A 15,266-nucleotide genomic window follows, 5' to 3' on the forward strand; every position below is an offset into this window, starting at 1 on the left:
CGGAGCGCTATTGATGACCTTGCAGATCGGCTTTGTATTGTTCACTGGTATCCAGCAACTGGACCTGACCGGCCCCTATGACGTGCTGGGCTCGCTGCCGGACGTGAAATTGCACCTGGTGTGGAAAGACCTCGAACCGGTCACCTCCAGCACCGGCCTGGTGTTCACCCCGACCATGACCTATGCCGACTGCCCGCCCCTGGATGTGATTTGCGTACCGGGCGGCTCCGGGGTTGGCGCCCTGATGGAAGACCCGCAAACCCTGGACTTCCTCAAGGTCCAGGCGCACACCGCACGCTACGTGACCTCGGTGTGCACCGGCTCATTGGTGCTGGGTGCAGCGGGTTTGCTGCGCGGTCGCAAGGCTACCACCCATTGGGCCTACCACGACATGCTCGCCCCGCTGGGTGCAATCGCGGTGCAAGACCGCGTGGTGCGTGACGGCAACCTGTTGACCGGCGGCGGCATCACCGCCGGTATCGACTTTGCCCTGACCTTGGCGGCGGAGTTGTACAGCGAAGCGGCGGCGCAACTGGTGCAGTTGCAGATCGAATACGCGCCGGCGCCGCCGTTTGATTCGGGCAGCCCGCAAACCGCACCGCTGCCTGTATTGGAAGAAGCGCGCAAGCGCACGGCAGAGTCGCGTAAGACCCGTGGTGAAATCGTCGCTCGGGCGGCGGCACGCCTGGGGTGACACCACAAAACCCTGTGGGAGCGGGCTTGTGTGGGAGCGGGCTTGCTCGCGAAGGGGGTGGACCAGTCAACATCTTCAGTGACTGACACTGCGTATTCGCGAGCAAGCCCGCTCCCACATTTTGAACTGAGATCGACACAAAAAACCGGTCGGCTCCAAGGTCGCCGTCGCCGTTCATTCAGCTCGGCCGAGACATCACCGCCAGCCGCACCGCCAACACCGTCAACACCGTCGCCAGCCCCCACTTCTGTAACCAGGCGCTGTTCGGGCGCTGGGCAAAGAACCGGCTCAACGCGCCGCCAAAGCTCCCCAGCAGGCCGTGGAACACGGCCGCGATCAGCGTCAGTACGCCGCCGAGCACCATCAACTGCACCGCAATGGACCCGGCCTGCGGCCTTACAAACTGCGGCAAGAACACCACAAAAAACAACAACGCCTTCGGGTTGAGCAGGCTGTTGAGCATGGCTTGCAGGAACACCCTCCCCAGAGGCACATGGTTGACGCAGGCCGCGCCCAGCCCCGATTTTTTCTGCAAGGTCTTGAACACCAGCCACAGCAAGTAGACCACCCCCGCAAACCGAATCAGGTCAAAGGACGGCGGCCAACTGGCGACCAGCGCTGTCACGCCTGTCGCCGTCAATGCGGTCAACAACAGGTCGGCCACGCTGATGCCCAAGGCCGATGCCAGCCCACCGCGCCAGCCATGGGTCACGCCATGGCTGATCACAAAGGCCATGTTTGGCCCCGGCGATAACAGCAGCAGCACAACAGCACCGGAAAAAACCGCCAGGGTTGCAAGGTCGATCATGCTCAAGCCCTCCACCGGGAAAGCCTGCAGATTAATCAGCCCATCCTGGGCGAACAAAGAATTGTGCTGGATACATTGCGCGCCGGTAATTGCCCATTGCCATGACCAACGTCTAGAATGCGAAACATTATCAATTAAGACGATTGCGCCAGGAGCTTCATGTCGAGCGATCACCCACTGGACCATGCCGCCATCGGCCAGCTTTATCATGCCCACCATTCCTGGCTGCGCGGCTGGTTGAGCCGGCGCACCGGCTGTCGCGAGCATGCTGCCGACCTGGCCCAGGAAACCTTTGTGCGCCTGCTCAATGCGCGCAAGCAGAAGGCGTTGTTGCAGCCCCGCGCGTACCTGAGCTGCATCGCCCGCAGCCTGATGATCGACCAATACCGGCGCCGCGAACTGGAGCGCGCCTACCTCGAAAGCCTCGCCCATTTCCCACTCGTCGAGGTGCCGTCGGAAGAGACGCGCCTGCTGATCCTCGACAGCCTGGAGCGCATCGACCGCCTGCTCGACCAGCTCAAGCCCCGCGTGCGGGAAGCCTTCCTGTTGGCGCAACTGGATGGCCTGACCTGCGCGCAGATTGCCCTGCGCCTGGAGGTGTCCAAGGCCACCGTGGAACGCGATTTGTCCAAGGCACTGCACGCCTGCTATCGGTTGCGTTATGCCGAGCTCTGACCCACGCCTGGTGGACCAAGCCATCCAGTGGATGATCACACTGCGTTTCAATGTAGCCGACGATGCCAGCACCGCCGCCTTTGAACGCTGGTTGCAGTCCAGTGCCGAACATCAGCAGGTGTGGCAGCGGGTCGCGAGCATGAATGATGACTTCAACCACCTGCCGGCACAGGTCGGGCGCCATGCCTTGAATGGCGCGCGACAACGCATCAGCCGCCGTGAAAGCTTAAAGCTGTTGGGGCTGTTCGCCGGTGCCACCGGCCTGGCCTGGCTGGGTCGCGACTACACGCCCTTGCCTGCAATGATGGCCGACTATCGCACCGTCACCGGCGAACGACGCTGGGTGACGCTGAACGACGCCAGCAAGATCCAGCTCAACAGCGCCAGTGCCATCAACGCTGCATTCAACAGCGAACGGCGCCTGGTGCATCTGCTTCAAGGCGAGATACTGGTCACTACCGGCGCGGACAGCCGCCCGTTCTGGGTGCAGACACGCGACAGCTACCTGCGCGCCCTTGGCAGCCGCTTCCTGGTGCGCGAAGAAGCCCAGGGGACCTTGCTGGCGGTGCAGCAAGGCAGTGTGGCGCTGTTTGCCGATTATCGCGATGCCACGACGCGCCACTTAATCAACCCCGGTGAACGGGTGCTGTTCGACCGTGCCACCCTGCGCCCCGCCCCCGCCAACGGCCTGGACCCCTGGGCCTGGAGCGACGGCGTGATCAGTGCCCAGAACATGCGCCTGGATGACTTCATTGCCGAACTGGGCCGCTACCGCAACGGCCTGCTGCGCTGCAGCGAAGCGGTGGCCGGGTTGCGCGTGTCGGGCACTTATCAGTTGGACGATACCGATCGAGTACTGGGCCTGCTGGCGCAATCACTCAACGTGGATGTCACCTACCGCAGCCGCTACTGGGTCACCGTCAGCCCCCGCGTTTGAATCACCAAAAAATAAATGAGGTGAATTCTCATTGCCGCTCGACCTGTAAGGAAAGGCCGATCAACAGGCCGGTTCTGTTCACTTCCTTCAGGAGCATCCCGCGGTCATGCAAGCGTTCCCCTCCCAACGTTCTCCCCTCAAGCGCGCCGTGCAGGCCGCCCTGTTTGGCGCCTGCCTGAGCAGCGGCGCCGTGCCCCTGGCCGTGATGGCCGACGCACCGGCCAGTGACGCCCAAGAGCGCAACTGGAGCATCGCACCTAGCTCGCTGGCCAATGCGCTGGACCAATTTGCCCGCCAGGCCAGCATCAGCCTGTCGTACGACGCCAACAGTGTCGCCGGCAAGACCAGCCCAGGCCTGAGCGGCAGCCTCGACCGCCAACAGGCACTCGATCAACTGCTGCGTGGCCAGGGCTTGCAAGCCCAACGTCAGGGCGACAGTACTTGGCTGCTGCTGCCTCAAGTCGCCGACACCGGTGCGCTGAACCTCGGTGCCACCACCATCACCGGCGACCGCTTGGGTGCGATCACCGAGGGCACTGGTTCCTACACCACCGGCGCGGTCACCATCGGCAAAGGCCAGCACAGCCTGCGGGAAACGCCCCAATCGGTGAGCGTGATGACCCGCCAATTGATGGACGACCAGAACGTCACCACCATCGACGATGTCATGGAGCGCACACCGGGTATCACCAGCTACGAATCCCCCATGGGCGGTAAGTATTTCTACTCCCGTGGCTTCAAGATGCTCGGTCAGTACCAGTACGACGGCGTGCCGCTGGACATGGGCAAGGACTACGCCCAGGCAGACAGCTTCACCGCCAACATGGCGATTTATGACCGGGTGGAAGTGCTCAAGGGGGCGGCCGGTATGCTCAAGGGCGCCGGCACCGCCAGCGGCGCGGTGAACTTCGTGCGCAAGCGACCCCAGGCCAAGCCCACCACCAGCCTGTCGCTGTCGGCCGGTACATGGGACAACTACCGCACCGATGTTGACACCGGTGGCTCGCTGAACGAGAGCGGCACCGTACGCGGCCGTGCGGCGCTCAGCCACCAGGACCGTGGCTCGTACATGGACCTTTCCAAGCGCAAGGACCGGGCGTTTTACGGCGCGCTGGACTTCGACCTCAGTCCCGACACCACCCTGGGCGTGGGCGCCAGCTACGAAGATGTCGACGCCACACCCTGCTGGGGCGGCCTGCCGCGCTACGCCGACGGAAAGAGCGCCAACCTGAGCCGCTCCACCTGCCTGGGCCAATCCTGGAACGACTGGCAGAGCCGACGCACCACGTTCTTCGTCGACCTTACCCAACAGCTCAACGATGACTGGAAACTCAAAGTCGCCGCCGTCCACAGCCGCAACCTGCAAGACACCAAGTACGCCGCCAGCGAAGGCACCATCAACTATGGCGACCCGACGCCTACGGCCCTTTCTTATGCCGCATTGATGGACTACGACCATCGCGACTACGGTCTCGACGCCTACCTGGATGGCAAGTTCGAAGCCTTCGGCCTGCAACACGAACTGATCCTCGGCGCCAACGGCAGCCGTGGCACCCAGGATGACGTGTACGCCATCCAGAACCTGCCGACGCGCCAGGGTATCTACACCCCCAACCACCATATGCCGGAACCGGCCGACAGCACCTTCTGGCCGAACATGTACCGCGGCAGCACCATCAAGGAGACCGCCACCCAATACGGCGCCTACGCTACCTTGCGCCTGCGCTTGGCCGAACCGTTGATGTTTATCGTGGGCAGCCGCGTGAGCTGGTACGACAACCGCCGCGAGTCCTACAGCCTGGGCTGGGGCGAATGGGCGCTGCAGGACGCGCACACCCGGGAAACCGGCGAAGTCACGCCGTTCGCCGCGCTGATCTACGACCTCAACGAGCATCTATCGGTGTATGCCAGCTACGCGGATATCTTCCAGCCACAAAGCGCGTATGCCACCGCCGATGGCGCGCCGCTCAAGCCGAAGATCGGTGACAATTACGAGCTGGGCATCAAGGGCGAATGGTTCGATGGGCGCCTCAACAGCTCCCTGGCACTGTTCCGCGCCCTGGAGAAAAACGCAGCCGAGACCGACTACGCCAAACTGTGCGCCACCTCCGCCGACGGCTTTTGCTACACCGATACCGGCAAGGTGCGCGCCCAGGGTGTAGAGGCCGAAATTAGCGGTGAATTGCTCGAACGCCTGCAAGTATTTGGCGGCTACACCTACACCCAGACCAAGTCGCTGAAGAATATCGACAGCGCGCTCGAAGGCGGTTCATCCAACACCTACGTGCCTCGTCACATGCTGCGTCTGTGGGGCGACTACCAACTCGACGGCGCCCTGTCGAAGTGGAGCGTGGGCACCGGCGTCAACGCCCAGAGCAGCAACTACCGCCTGCAGACCATCAAGCTGGAACAGCCCGGTTACGCGGTGTGGAGCGCACGCGTGGCCTACCGCCTGGACGACACCTGGACCGTAGCGCTCAACGGCAACAACCTGTTCGATAAAAGCTACTACAACACCGTAGGTACAGCCACATGGGGTAACTTCTATGGTGAACCGCGTAATTTTACAGTGAGTTTGAAAGGCAACTTCTGAACCCGCGAAAGTCCCGGTGGCAGGGCACTTAGTCCGCCCTGCCAGCCTGTTTTTGTCCCCCTTTCCTACCCCATTCGGAAAAAGGTTTTTCCTTTAAGCAGGAAAAATCTCACATTTGTTCCTACACTCAAAATCACACCCAAGAACCGAGTGTCTAGACAAGGAACGTCAACAAAATGCCGCAAAAAAGACTGATTAACCTGTCTAGCATGCCGCCTCCGCACCACAGTCAATTCGTTGACAAAGCAAGTTAAGGGAACACTCCTTAAGCCACTACCCCCGCAAATTCCCTTTAGTTAGATAGGTAATTGCGTATTACCCAGAGTAGCCGTAGTTCGACTCACCTTCTTTAAAGCAGCCCACCGCTTTATTGAACCAACAGCCGAGCAGTGAAGTCTGGAGTGCAATGAGGGATGTTTTATGCGAGAGAAGTCGTCCGTCGACAGTTTGTTTTTAACACGCGCCGGTTTTGTCGAGTTCTTTGTCGTTTTCGTCAAGTTCATCCATGGCTTGAGTGCCATTTTGCCCCCGCTGGTCCTGGTTCTTTTCATCGACCCGATGGAGCCCGAGCTGCGCCCTCACTTCCTGGGCTTGCTGCTGTTTTTCGCGGTCCTGACCATCATTCTGTTCCAGGCTCTGGGCATCTATTCCGAGGAGTTGTTCAGCAACCGCCTGCGCCTGAAAACCAAGATCAAGGCTTGGTCGGCGGCGTTTTGCATCCTGCTGTTCATGTACCAGATCCTGCAGTTTTTTCCGCAACTGACCCCACGCAACCTGGCCATGTGGTACGTCGCCAGCCTGGGCCTGTTTTGCCTGGAGCGTCTGGTGATGCTGCGCCTGTACCGCAACCTGATGCGCAAGGGTAAATACCTGCAACGCACGGTGATCCTGGGCTTTACCGACACCGCCGTGCATGTGGCCGATCACTTGCAGCGCAACGGTGACATCCGCTCGGGCCTGATCGGTTTTATCGACGACCGCACCGAGCGCATTCCCAAGGAACTGAGCAACCTGCCCTTGCTGGGCAACTCCCGCGACCTGGAAAAACTGATCCGCGCCGAACAGGTCAACCAAGTGATGATCTGCCTGCCATGGGCCGCCGAGCAGCGTATCCATGGGCTGGTCAACCGCCTGCGGCAGATGTCGGTGAACGTGATGCTGGTGCCCGACATGGCCGCCCTGCGCTATGGCCACAGCAAGATCACCGACGTGGGCGGTATCTTGATGTTCAACACCTCGCAGTTGCCACTGCGGGGTTGGTCGCCGGTGATCAAGCGCCTGGAAGACCTGATACTCGCCAGCCTCGCGTTGGTGGCGCTGTCGCCGGTGATGCTGGCCACCGCCATCGCCATCAAGCTCGACTCCAAGGGCCCGGTGCTGTTCCGCCAGAACCGCTATGGCTACAACGACAACGAGATCCGCGTGTTCAAGTTCCGCTCGATGTTCACCGACCAGAGCGACTTCACCGCCGAACGCCAGACCACCCGCCAGGACCCACGCATCACCCGCGTGGGCCGCATCATCCGCAAGACCAGCATCGACGAGCTGCCGCAGCTGTTCAACGTGCTGCTGGGCAATATGTCGATGGTCGGCCCGCGCCCCCATGCCACGGCGACCAAGGCAGCCGGCGTGCCTTTCGAGGTAGCGGTCAGCGAATACAGCTCGCGGCACCGGGTAAAACCGGGCATCACCGGCTGGGCGCAAATCAATGGGTACCGGGGCGAGACCGACACCCTCTACAAGATCCAGAAACGTGTCGAGTACGACCTGGAGTACATCTCCAAGTGGTCGGTGTGGTTTGACTTGTACATCGTCTTCATGACGGTTCCGGCCGTCCTGTCCACCAAGGAGGTCTATTGATGAATACCCTCAACGGATTGATTCCCTGCATCATTTCCGGTGGTTCGGGCACGCGGCTGTGGCCAGTGTCGCGGCAGAACATGCCCAAGCCCTTCATGCGCATGCGTGACGGCCAGAGCCTGCTGCAAAAGACCTTCCAGCGCGCCGCCAAACTGCCTGGCGTGGAAAGCGTGCTCACGGTGACCAACCGCGACTTGCTGTTTCGCACCCTGGATGACTACCGCGGGGTGAACAAGGCCCACCTGCCCCTGGACCTGCTGCTGGAGCCGTTCGGGCGCAACACCGCAGCGGCTATCGCTGTGGCGGCTCTGCATGTGCAAGAACATTTCGGTGATCAAGCGCAGTTGCTGGTGATGCCGGCCGACCATTTGATCCTCAACGAAGTAGCGTTCGCCCAGGCCGTGACCCAAGCCCGCGACCTGGCCGAGGCCGGCTACCTGGTGACCTTCGGCATCCAGCCCGACCACCCCGAAACCGGCTTTGGCTACATCGAACAAGGCGAGGCCCTGGACACGGGCTACCGGGTCAAGCGTTTCGTCGAAAAACCCGACCTGGCCACCGCCCAAGGCTACCTCGACGGCGGCAAGCACCTGTGGAACGCCGGCATGTTTTGCTTCAAGGCCAGCACCCTGGTAGACGAACTCGCCGCCCATGCGCCGGACGTGCTCAGCGCCGCCCAAGCCGCGCTGGAGCATAGCCAGAGCCTGCAGAATAAAACCTCGCGCCAGCGTGAGCTGGAGTCGGAGGCGTTCGGTAGCGCGCCGGATATTTCCATCGACGTGGCCCTGATGGAGAAGTCCAAGAAGGTCGCGGTGGTGCCCTGCGATATTGGCTGGAGCGATATCGGCTCGTGGGAAGCCCTGCGCCAACTTACCCCCAGCGACGCCCATGGCAACCAGGTCAATGGCGAGGCGATTTTGCATGACGTGCACAACTGCTACATCGACTCGCCCAAGCGCGTGCTCGGCGCAGTGGGCGTGCGCGACCTGATCATCGTCGACACCCCCGACGCCCTGCTGATCGCCGATGCCCACCGCAGCCAGGATGTGCGCTACATCGTCGCCGAGCTCAAGCGCCAGAACCATCCGGCGTACAGCCTGCACCGCACCGTCACCCGGCCGTGGGGCACCTACACCGTGCTGGAGGAAAGCAGCCGCTTCAAGATCAAGCGCATCGTGGTCAAGCCCCAGGCCTCGCTGTCGTTGCAGATGCACCACCACCGCAGCGAGCACTGGGTGGTGGTCAGCGGCGCGGCGCAGATCACCAATGGTGAGCGCGAATTCTTGATCAACGCCAACGAGTCCACCTACATCCCTGCCGGGCACAAACACCGCCTGACCAACCCCGGCATCATCGACCTGGTGATGATCGAGGTGCAGAGCGGCGAGTACCTGGGGGAAGACGACATCGTGCGTTTCGACGACATCTACGGTCGCGCGCCGGCCGACGTGAAAAAATAATATGCGAACTTCACTGATCATCCCGACCCGCAACGCTTCCAGCCACCTGGCTCGTTTGCTGCCGGCACTGAAAATGCAGACCCTGCAACCGGACGAGATGCTGGTGGTGGACAGCGCCTCCAGCGATGACACCGTGGCGCGCTTTCGCGAGTTCGGAGCGCGGGTCGAGGTGATCGACGCCCGCGACTTCAACCACGGCGGCACCCGGCGCTGGGCCAGCCAGCAGGTGGGCGGCGAGGCCTTGATCGTGATGACCCAGGACGCCATCCCCGCCAACCCCGAGACCTTCGCCAACCTGCTCGATGAGCTGCAACAGGACCCGCTCAACGGCGTGGCCTACGGGCGCCAGCTGCCGCACCCCGATGCCGGGGTGTTGGGCGCGCAGTCGCGGCACTTCAACTACCCGGAGCACAGCCGCAGCAAAAGCCTGGCCGACGCGCCGCAGTTGGGCATCAAGACCTGCTTCAGCTCCGACTCATTCTCCGTGTACCGGCGCAGTGCGCTGGAAGCGGTGGGCGGCTTTCCCGCCGATGTGATCGGCAGTGAAGACGCCTACGTGGCCGCACGCCTGCTGCTCGACGGCTACAAGGTGCGCTACGCCGCCACCGCGCTGGTGCACCACTCCCACGATTACAAACTCATGGATGAGTTTCACCGCTACTTCGACATTGGCGTGTTTTACGGCCGCGAACCGTGGATCCGGCAAGCCTTTGGCGACGCGGGCGGCGAAGGCAAGCGCTACGTGCTGGCTGAACTGGCAGCGTTGCGCAAGGCCGGCGCCTTGCACCGCGTGCCCGAGGTGCTGGTGCGCAGCGCATTCAAATTGCTCGGTTACCGCCTGGGGCATCTAGAGCGGCGCCTGCCGCTGGCTATCAAGCGGCGCATCAGCATGTTTCCCGGTTATTGGAGGTGAGCAGCATGACCTATAGGAAGTCCCCCTTGATCAAACCTACCCTGCTCGTCATGGCCATGCTGGCCCTGGCCGCCTGCAATACACCGGCGCGTATCGTGCCGCCAGACGGCAAGACGGTCGAAGACGGCAAGCGCGCCCTCGACCAACTGGCGCAATTGCCGCCGGCGGTGGAGCGCATCCGCGTCGGCGACCAGTTGCGCATCGTGCGCGATGCCGGCGAGATGCCGACGTTGTCGGCGTTCAACGTCAGCACCATCTACGAGCTGACGCTGTACACGGTGCAGACCGACGGCAAGATCAACTACCCGTTCCTGGGGCCGATCCAGGTCGCCGGGCGCCAGCCTTCAGAGCTGGCCAAGGAGCTGACCACCCGTCTGGCCAACACCTACCGCGAGCCGAGCGTGACGGTGAACATCAACCAGGCGCCGGGCAACGCGGTAATCGTCGGGGGTGCGGTGAACAACCCGACGGCGGTGCAAATCGCCACCGCCAATACCCTGGAACAAGCCATCCTCGGCGCCGGTGGGGTGAGCCCGGCGGGCAATGCCAGCATGGTCGCGCTGCTGCGTGAAGACGCCCAGGGCGCCTATCGCGCCTACTTCCTGGATTTCAGCCAACTGCTCAAGACCGGTCCCAACGGGCGCAAACCCGTGCACCTGCAACGCGGTGACGTGGTGTTTGTGCCCAAATCCAACGTGGGCGAGCGCATCCAAGGGGTGGATACCTACATGAACCAACTGATCCCGTTCACCAAGTCCATCGGGGTTGGCTACAACTACACCCGAACCAGCGGCGGCAATAACTAAAGGAGCGACATCCCATGATCGAGATCCGTTCTTTTCGTGATCTTCTGCGCTTGTTCTTCATCTTCCGGCGTGAGTTCAAACTGGCGGCAATCGCGGCGCTGGTGATCATCCTGCTGGGGGCATTTTTGTTGCCGGCCAAGTACGAATCCACCGCACGCCTGCTGGTGAAACCGGGGCGTGATTCCACCCTGCCCATCGAGATCAGCAACCGCCAGGCACTGGTGATGCCCAGCACCCAGCGTGACCCGATTGTGGATGAAGAGCGCTTGCTCACGGGACGGCCGATTGTGCGTGCGGTGGCCGAGCACTACTTGGAAGTGATCGAGAACGCGCCGCCGCCGGAAGGCTTTTGGAAGCGCACCAAGCACTACGTCAAGAGCGGCGTCGGTGCGGTGTTCGACGGTATCCGCGTGGTGCTGGAAAGCGTTGGCGTGCTGGAGAAAACCACCCCCGTGGAACGCCTGGCCGCCAGCCTGGAAAAGAGCTTTGAAGTGAGCCACGCCGCTGGCTCCACCGTGATGGACATCAGTTTTACCTGGGGCGACCCGGAAATTGCCCAGGCGGTGGTCAAAGATTGGGTCGAGACCTACGTCAACGAGCGCACCCAGGCCCTGGGGCGCAAGAGCTTGTACGCCTTCTACGAAGGGCAGGTCAGCACCAGCGCCACCGAGATCAAGGGCTACAAGGAGCAGATCCTCACGCACTTGAATGAGATCGGTGCTGCCAGCATCACCGACCGCCTGGAAGACCTCTCCGAGCGCATCAACGTGCTGCGTGGCGAGACGTTCAACACCACGCGGCTGATCGCCTCCTCCGACAGCGCCATCGACAGCACCCGCACCCAGCTCAAGTCCCAGCCCAAGGAAGTGACCACGGTGCGCCAGATCGCACTGAACCCGCAACAACAAGACTTGCGTCGCCTGCTTAACCAGAAGTTTTTGGAAAAGGCCGACATGATGCGCACCTACACGGACAACGCGCCGCCGGTCAAAGCCCTGGATGCGTCGATCCGTGCCATGCAGGCCATGGTCGCCAGCGAAAGCAACACCGTGCAGGCCTCGGAAAACCGTGCGCCCAACACCCTGGAAATCCACTTGCAGCGCGTGCTGCTGGATGAGACCAGCAACAACAAAGCCCTGCGTACCCAGCTGGTACAGCAGGAAAAACAATTGCTGAACCTGGAAGCCCAACGCAAGCAAGCCCTGGAGATCGAGCCGGAGCTGACGCGCCTTTCCCGCGAGCTGGGCGCCGCCGAGCGCAACTACGCGCTGTACGTGGACAACCTGGAAAAATCGCGCATCGACCGTGAGCTGGACAACAGCCAGATCAGCAACATCGCCGTGATCGAAGAAGCCACCCTGAACCCAGGCCGCATCTTCCCTAAAACCCTGGTGATGCTGTTTTTGGCGATCCCGTTTGCCATCGTCGTCGGCCTGCTGGTGATCTACCTGTGCTACCTGCTGGACCAGCGGATTCACGACGGCGGCCTGGTGGAACGCAAGTTCGGCCTGCGCCTGTGGACCACCCTGCCGGAGCTGGACAACACCACGGCGCAAAGTACCAACGCGTTCAACGCCAGCATCTACCGGCTGTACAGCCTGCTCAAACCGGACCGTATCGCCGAGCACGGCCTGACCCTTGGCCTCACCTCCGCGCGGCACGGTGAAGGGGTGACGTTTGTGGTGGAACACCTGCGCCAGTTGCTGCTGGAAAACGGCGTGAACGTGCGCGTCGGTGGCCTGGACCCGGCCGAGCCTGGCGAAGTGGTGGTGCTGGATGCCTCGGCGCTGCTGGACAACCGTGAAGCGTTCGTGACCCTGCGTCGCGCCGACCTGATCGGCCTGGTGGTGGAGGCGCACAAAAGCACGGTACCGGTGGTGGAACATGCGCTGTCGATCCTCAACACCGCGTTCGGCAAAGTGGACGGCATCATCATCAACCGCCGCAAACTCGAAGTACCGGCCAAGGTGCTGCGCACCATCGCCAAATACCGGGGAGCGTTCTGATGCGTATCGCCCTGCTCGCCCCGCTGCCACCGGAGAAAAACGGGATCGCCGACTACGCGAACCATTTCCGCACGGCACTGGAGCAACTGGGCGTGACGGTGTTGACGCCGTTGGCTGGGGTGGAGGGCCATTCCCAGGCGATCAAACAGGCCGTCGCCACGTTCAACTGGCAGGCCGTAGACCTGGTACACGCGGAACTCGGCGGCGGGCGGCTGGGAGAATTCCTGGCCTTAAGTGAACTGCGCAAGGCCTACCCCAACCTGCCGCTGACCGCCACCGTGCATGACCCCGAGCGCATTGTGTGGCGCCGTGAGCACCTGCCCTTTCCGCTGAACCTGCTGCAACGCCTGCCCAGCCCATTGCCCCAGGCGGCGGTGGTGCTGGCCGACCCACTGACCTTGCGCGAAGAGCGCCAGGTCGCCAAAGGCCTGACCCGGCTGATCACCCTCACCCGCCTGGGCGCCGATTGCCTGAGCCAGCGCATGCAGCTGCCGGCGGGCAAAGTGGCGGTGATCAACCACGCCAACCTGGCGATTGCCCCCGTGCCGTTGCCCCCCCTGGATACCCTGCGCCTGCTGTATTTCGGGTTTATCTACCGGGGCAAAGGCATCGAGGATCTGGTGCAGGCCCTGGCCAATGTGTTCACACAAGCCCCCGAACTACGCGACCGCGTGCGCCTGACCCTGGCCGGTGGCACCGCCGCAGAAATGGCCTTTGGCGCAGGCGGCAATTACCTGGAACAACTCAACAGCCAGATCGCCGCACTGGGGCTGACGGGCGCCATCGACTGGCGCTTGAACCTACCCGCCGATGAAATCGCCCAGACAATCCAGGCCCACCATGTGATGGTGCTGCCGTACCGCGAATCGAAAAAGCTCGGCCTGCTGGGGCGCCAGCGTGGCACCAGTGGCGCGCTGTCCTGGGCCGCCGCGTGCGGGCGCGGCGCGATCACCTCCGATGCGCGGGCGTTTGCCGAAGAGGTCGCCAGCGGCAACGGTGCCATCTACCCCGAAGGGGATGTGAACGCGCTTGGCGAACAGTTGTTGCGCCTGGCCCGTACGCCATTGCTGGCACGGGATTGGGCCGAACGCGCAGGCGAAATCGGCCGCGAACGCCTGTGGCCGCTGACCGCGCAGAAGTTCAAGCAACTCTTTGAACAGGCAATTGCAGGAGCCCCTTATGGCGCGTAAACCCACGTTTATTGCCACGTTGGCGGTGGTTGCCGTACTGGGCCTGAGCGCCTTCCTATGGGGGCGCCAGGCCGACGCCGAGAACCATGTGCTCAAGGGCAGCAAGGTGGTGGTGTGGAAGGACTTTTTGGGAGTGAACGCGCAGTTCCTGTGGTTCAGCCCCCAGCGTTACCAGATGCAGATCGACCGCCTCAAGGCCTTGGGCCTGGAGTGGGTGCGCCTGGATTTGCATTGGGACCAATTGGAACCGGTGGAAAACCAGTACCAGGTGGCAACCCTGGACCAACTGGTGGGCAACCTGCAAAGCAACCAGCTCAAGTCGGTGTTTTACCTGGTGGGCTCGGCGCCCTTCGCCACCACCGCGCCGCCCGGTGCGCCCTATCAGGACCAGTACCCGCCCAAGGACCCGAATGTATTCGCAACGCGCATGGCGTTGTTGTCCCAGCGTTATCCCAGTGTGAACGCCTGGCAGGTGTGGAATGAACCAAACTTGCTGGGCTTTTGGCGCCCGGTGGCCGACCCCGCAGGTTTCGCCAACCTGTTGACCGCCACGGCGGGCGCCTTGCGCGGTGTAGACCCGACTAAACCGGTGGTTGCCGCCGGCATGGCGTTTTTCAGCGAAATGCCCAACGGCCAGACCATGTTCGACGCCCTCGGCGCCTTAGGCGTGGCCAGCTTGAACACAGTGATTTCCTATCACCCCTACACCCAGCTGCCCGAAGGCAACGACCCAGCCAATCTCGATTTTATCGCCAAGACCACCGCGCTCAACCTGGCCCTGCGCAACGGCGGCGTGCAAACCCTGTGGAGCACCGAGTGGGGCTGGTCCACTTACCCTGGCCCCAAGGACGCCCAGGACATCATCACCCAACAAGGCCAGGCCGATTATATCGTGCGGCGCGTAGCGCTGATGAGCGCGATGGATTTCGACCGGATCTTCCTGTTCACCCTGAGCGACCTCGACCAGCGCGCCAGCGTGCGGGACCAGTTCTACGGGCTGCTGGATATCGACGCCAACCCCAAGCCTGCCTACACCGCGCTGAAAAACTTCCTCGATGTGAGCGGGCCGCAACTCACCCCCGGCGACCCTCCGCAGGCCGACCACTTGCCCGACGGCCTGTTCAGCATCGGTTGGACCCGCGCCGACGGCAAAAAACTCTGGTTCTTCTGGTCGGCCGAAGGCGGCAATGCCCACTTGCCAGGCATCGCCAGCGCCACGCTGTACGACCCGTTGCGCAGCACGCAAACCCCAGTCAGCGGCACCAACGGGCTCACCGTAGCGGTGAAACCGAACCTGCAAATTCTGTTATGGGAGTAGCGCCTG

Annotated in this window: 12 protein-coding genes; 11 read left to right on the forward strand and 1 reads right to left on the reverse strand. The window is 62.5% G+C overall.

The features are described 5' to 3' along the window. Positions 1 to 13 precede the first annotated feature (13 nt). Complete coding sequence (gene inhA / locus ACLD1Y_RS09535) at positions 14 to 694, forward strand: isonitrile hydratase (RefSeq protein WP_429477553.1); 681 nt, start codon at positions 14 to 16, stop codon at positions 692 to 694. A gap of 178 nt (positions 695 to 872) precedes the next feature. Here inhA and ACLD1Y_RS09540 read toward each other — a convergent pair whose 3' ends face one another. Then, positions 873 to 1,502, reverse strand: coding sequence for a LysE family translocator (locus ACLD1Y_RS09540; RefSeq protein ID WP_429477555.1), 630 nt, complete (start codon positions 1,500 to 1,502; stop codon positions 873 to 875). A 159-nt stretch (positions 1,503 to 1,661) separates the two neighbouring features. Here ACLD1Y_RS09540 and ACLD1Y_RS09545 point away from each other — a divergent pair, with 159 nt between their 5' ends. The 10 genes from ACLD1Y_RS09545 (at position 1,662) to ACLD1Y_RS09590 (ending at position 15,260) form a co-directional block, all read left to right on the forward strand. Further along, positions 1,662 to 2,177, forward strand: coding sequence for a sigma-70 family RNA polymerase sigma factor (locus ACLD1Y_RS09545; protein ID WP_429477557.1), 516 nt, complete (start codon positions 1,662 to 1,664; stop codon positions 2,175 to 2,177). Next, the gene (locus ACLD1Y_RS09550) at positions 2,164 to 3,114 is read left to right on the forward strand and encodes a FecR domain-containing protein (RefSeq protein WP_429477559.1); all 951 of its coding nucleotides are present in this window, start codon (positions 2,164 to 2,166) and stop codon (positions 3,112 to 3,114) included. The genes ACLD1Y_RS09545 and ACLD1Y_RS09550 overlap by 14 nt, the downstream gene beginning before the upstream one ends. 106 nt (positions 3,115 to 3,220) lie before the next feature. Then, a complete protein-coding gene (locus ACLD1Y_RS09555) occupies positions 3,221 to 5,707 on the forward strand; it encodes a TonB-dependent siderophore receptor (RefSeq protein WP_429477561.1) in 2,487 nt (828 codons plus the stop codon). A 420-nt stretch (positions 5,708 to 6,127) separates the two neighbouring features. Next, positions 6,128 to 7,567 carry an undecaprenyl-phosphate glucose phosphotransferase gene (locus tag ACLD1Y_RS09560; protein WP_429477563.1) on the forward strand — a complete coding sequence of 480 codons (1,440 nt, stop codon included), beginning with the start codon at positions 6,128 to 6,130 and terminating at the stop codon, positions 7,565 to 7,567. Continuing rightward, positions 7,567 to 9,027, forward strand: coding sequence for a mannose-1-phosphate guanylyltransferase/mannose-6-phosphate isomerase (locus tag ACLD1Y_RS09565; RefSeq protein WP_429477565.1), 1,461 nt, complete (start codon positions 7,567 to 7,569; stop codon positions 9,025 to 9,027). Before ACLD1Y_RS09560 ends, ACLD1Y_RS09565 begins: the two co-directional genes overlap by 1 nt. A 1-nt stretch (position 9,028) precedes the next feature. Next, positions 9,029 to 9,940 carry a glycosyltransferase family 2 protein gene (locus tag ACLD1Y_RS09570; RefSeq protein WP_429477567.1) on the forward strand — a complete coding sequence of 304 codons (912 nt, stop codon included), beginning with the start codon at positions 9,029 to 9,031 and terminating at the stop codon, positions 9,938 to 9,940. A 29-nt stretch (positions 9,941 to 9,969) separates the two neighbouring features. Then, complete coding sequence (locus tag ACLD1Y_RS09575; protein ID WP_429477630.1) at positions 9,970 to 10,746, forward strand: polysaccharide biosynthesis/export family protein; 777 nt, start codon at positions 9,970 to 9,972, stop codon at positions 10,744 to 10,746. A 14-nt stretch (positions 10,747 to 10,760) separates the two neighbouring features. Continuing rightward, the gene (locus ACLD1Y_RS09580) at positions 10,761 to 12,752 is read left to right on the forward strand and encodes a GumC family protein (protein ID WP_429477569.1); all 1,992 of its coding nucleotides are present in this window, start codon (positions 10,761 to 10,763) and stop codon (positions 12,750 to 12,752) included. Continuing rightward, complete coding sequence (locus ACLD1Y_RS09585; RefSeq protein ID WP_429477571.1) at positions 12,752 to 13,942, forward strand: glycosyltransferase; 1,191 nt, start codon at positions 12,752 to 12,754, stop codon at positions 13,940 to 13,942. Before ACLD1Y_RS09580 ends, ACLD1Y_RS09585 begins: the two co-directional genes overlap by 1 nt. Next, positions 13,932 to 15,260, forward strand: coding sequence for a cellulase family glycosylhydrolase (locus tag ACLD1Y_RS09590; RefSeq protein WP_429477573.1), 1,329 nt, complete (start codon positions 13,932 to 13,934; stop codon positions 15,258 to 15,260). Before ACLD1Y_RS09585 ends, ACLD1Y_RS09590 begins: the two co-directional genes overlap by 11 nt. Positions 15,261 to 15,266: the final 6 nt, after the last annotated feature.

This window comes from Pseudomonas sp. 18175, from assembly GCF_050432925.1.
Lineage (GTDB): Bacteria > Pseudomonadota > Gammaproteobacteria > Pseudomonadales > Pseudomonadaceae > Aquipseudomonas.

What these genes read in the sequence shown, in the direction of transcription:
- inhA (WP_429477553.1), top strand. Translation starts at nt 14, where the DNA reads ATGACCTTGCAGATCGGCTTTGTATTGTTCACTGGTATCCAGCAACTG.
- ACLD1Y_RS09540 (WP_429477555.1), bottom strand. Translation starts at nt 1,502, where the DNA reads ATGATCGACCTTGCAACCCTGGCGGTTTTTTCCGGTGCTGTTGTGCTG.
- ACLD1Y_RS09545 (WP_429477557.1), top strand. Translation starts at nt 1,662, where the DNA reads ATGTCGAGCGATCACCCACTGGACCATGCCGCCATCGGCCAGCTTTAT.
- ACLD1Y_RS09550 (WP_429477559.1), top strand. Translation starts at nt 2,164, where the DNA reads ATGCCGAGCTCTGACCCACGCCTGGTGGACCAAGCCATCCAGTGGATG.
- ACLD1Y_RS09555 (WP_429477561.1), top strand. Translation starts at nt 3,221, where the DNA reads ATGCAAGCGTTCCCCTCCCAACGTTCTCCCCTCAAGCGCGCCGTGCAG.
- ACLD1Y_RS09560 (WP_429477563.1), top strand. Translation starts at nt 6,128, where the DNA reads ATGCGAGAGAAGTCGTCCGTCGACAGTTTGTTTTTAACACGCGCCGGT.
- ACLD1Y_RS09565 (WP_429477565.1), top strand. Translation starts at nt 7,567, where the DNA reads ATGAATACCCTCAACGGATTGATTCCCTGCATCATTTCCGGTGGTTCG.
- ACLD1Y_RS09570 (WP_429477567.1), top strand. Translation starts at nt 9,029, where the DNA reads ATGCGAACTTCACTGATCATCCCGACCCGCAACGCTTCCAGCCACCTG.
- ACLD1Y_RS09580 (WP_429477569.1), top strand. Translation starts at nt 10,761, where the DNA reads ATGATCGAGATCCGTTCTTTTCGTGATCTTCTGCGCTTGTTCTTCATC.
- ACLD1Y_RS09585 (WP_429477571.1), top strand. Translation starts at nt 12,752, where the DNA reads ATGCGTATCGCCCTGCTCGCCCCGCTGCCACCGGAGAAAAACGGGATC.
- ACLD1Y_RS09590 (WP_429477573.1), top strand. Translation starts at nt 13,932, where the DNA reads ATGGCGCGTAAACCCACGTTTATTGCCACGTTGGCGGTGGTTGCCGTA.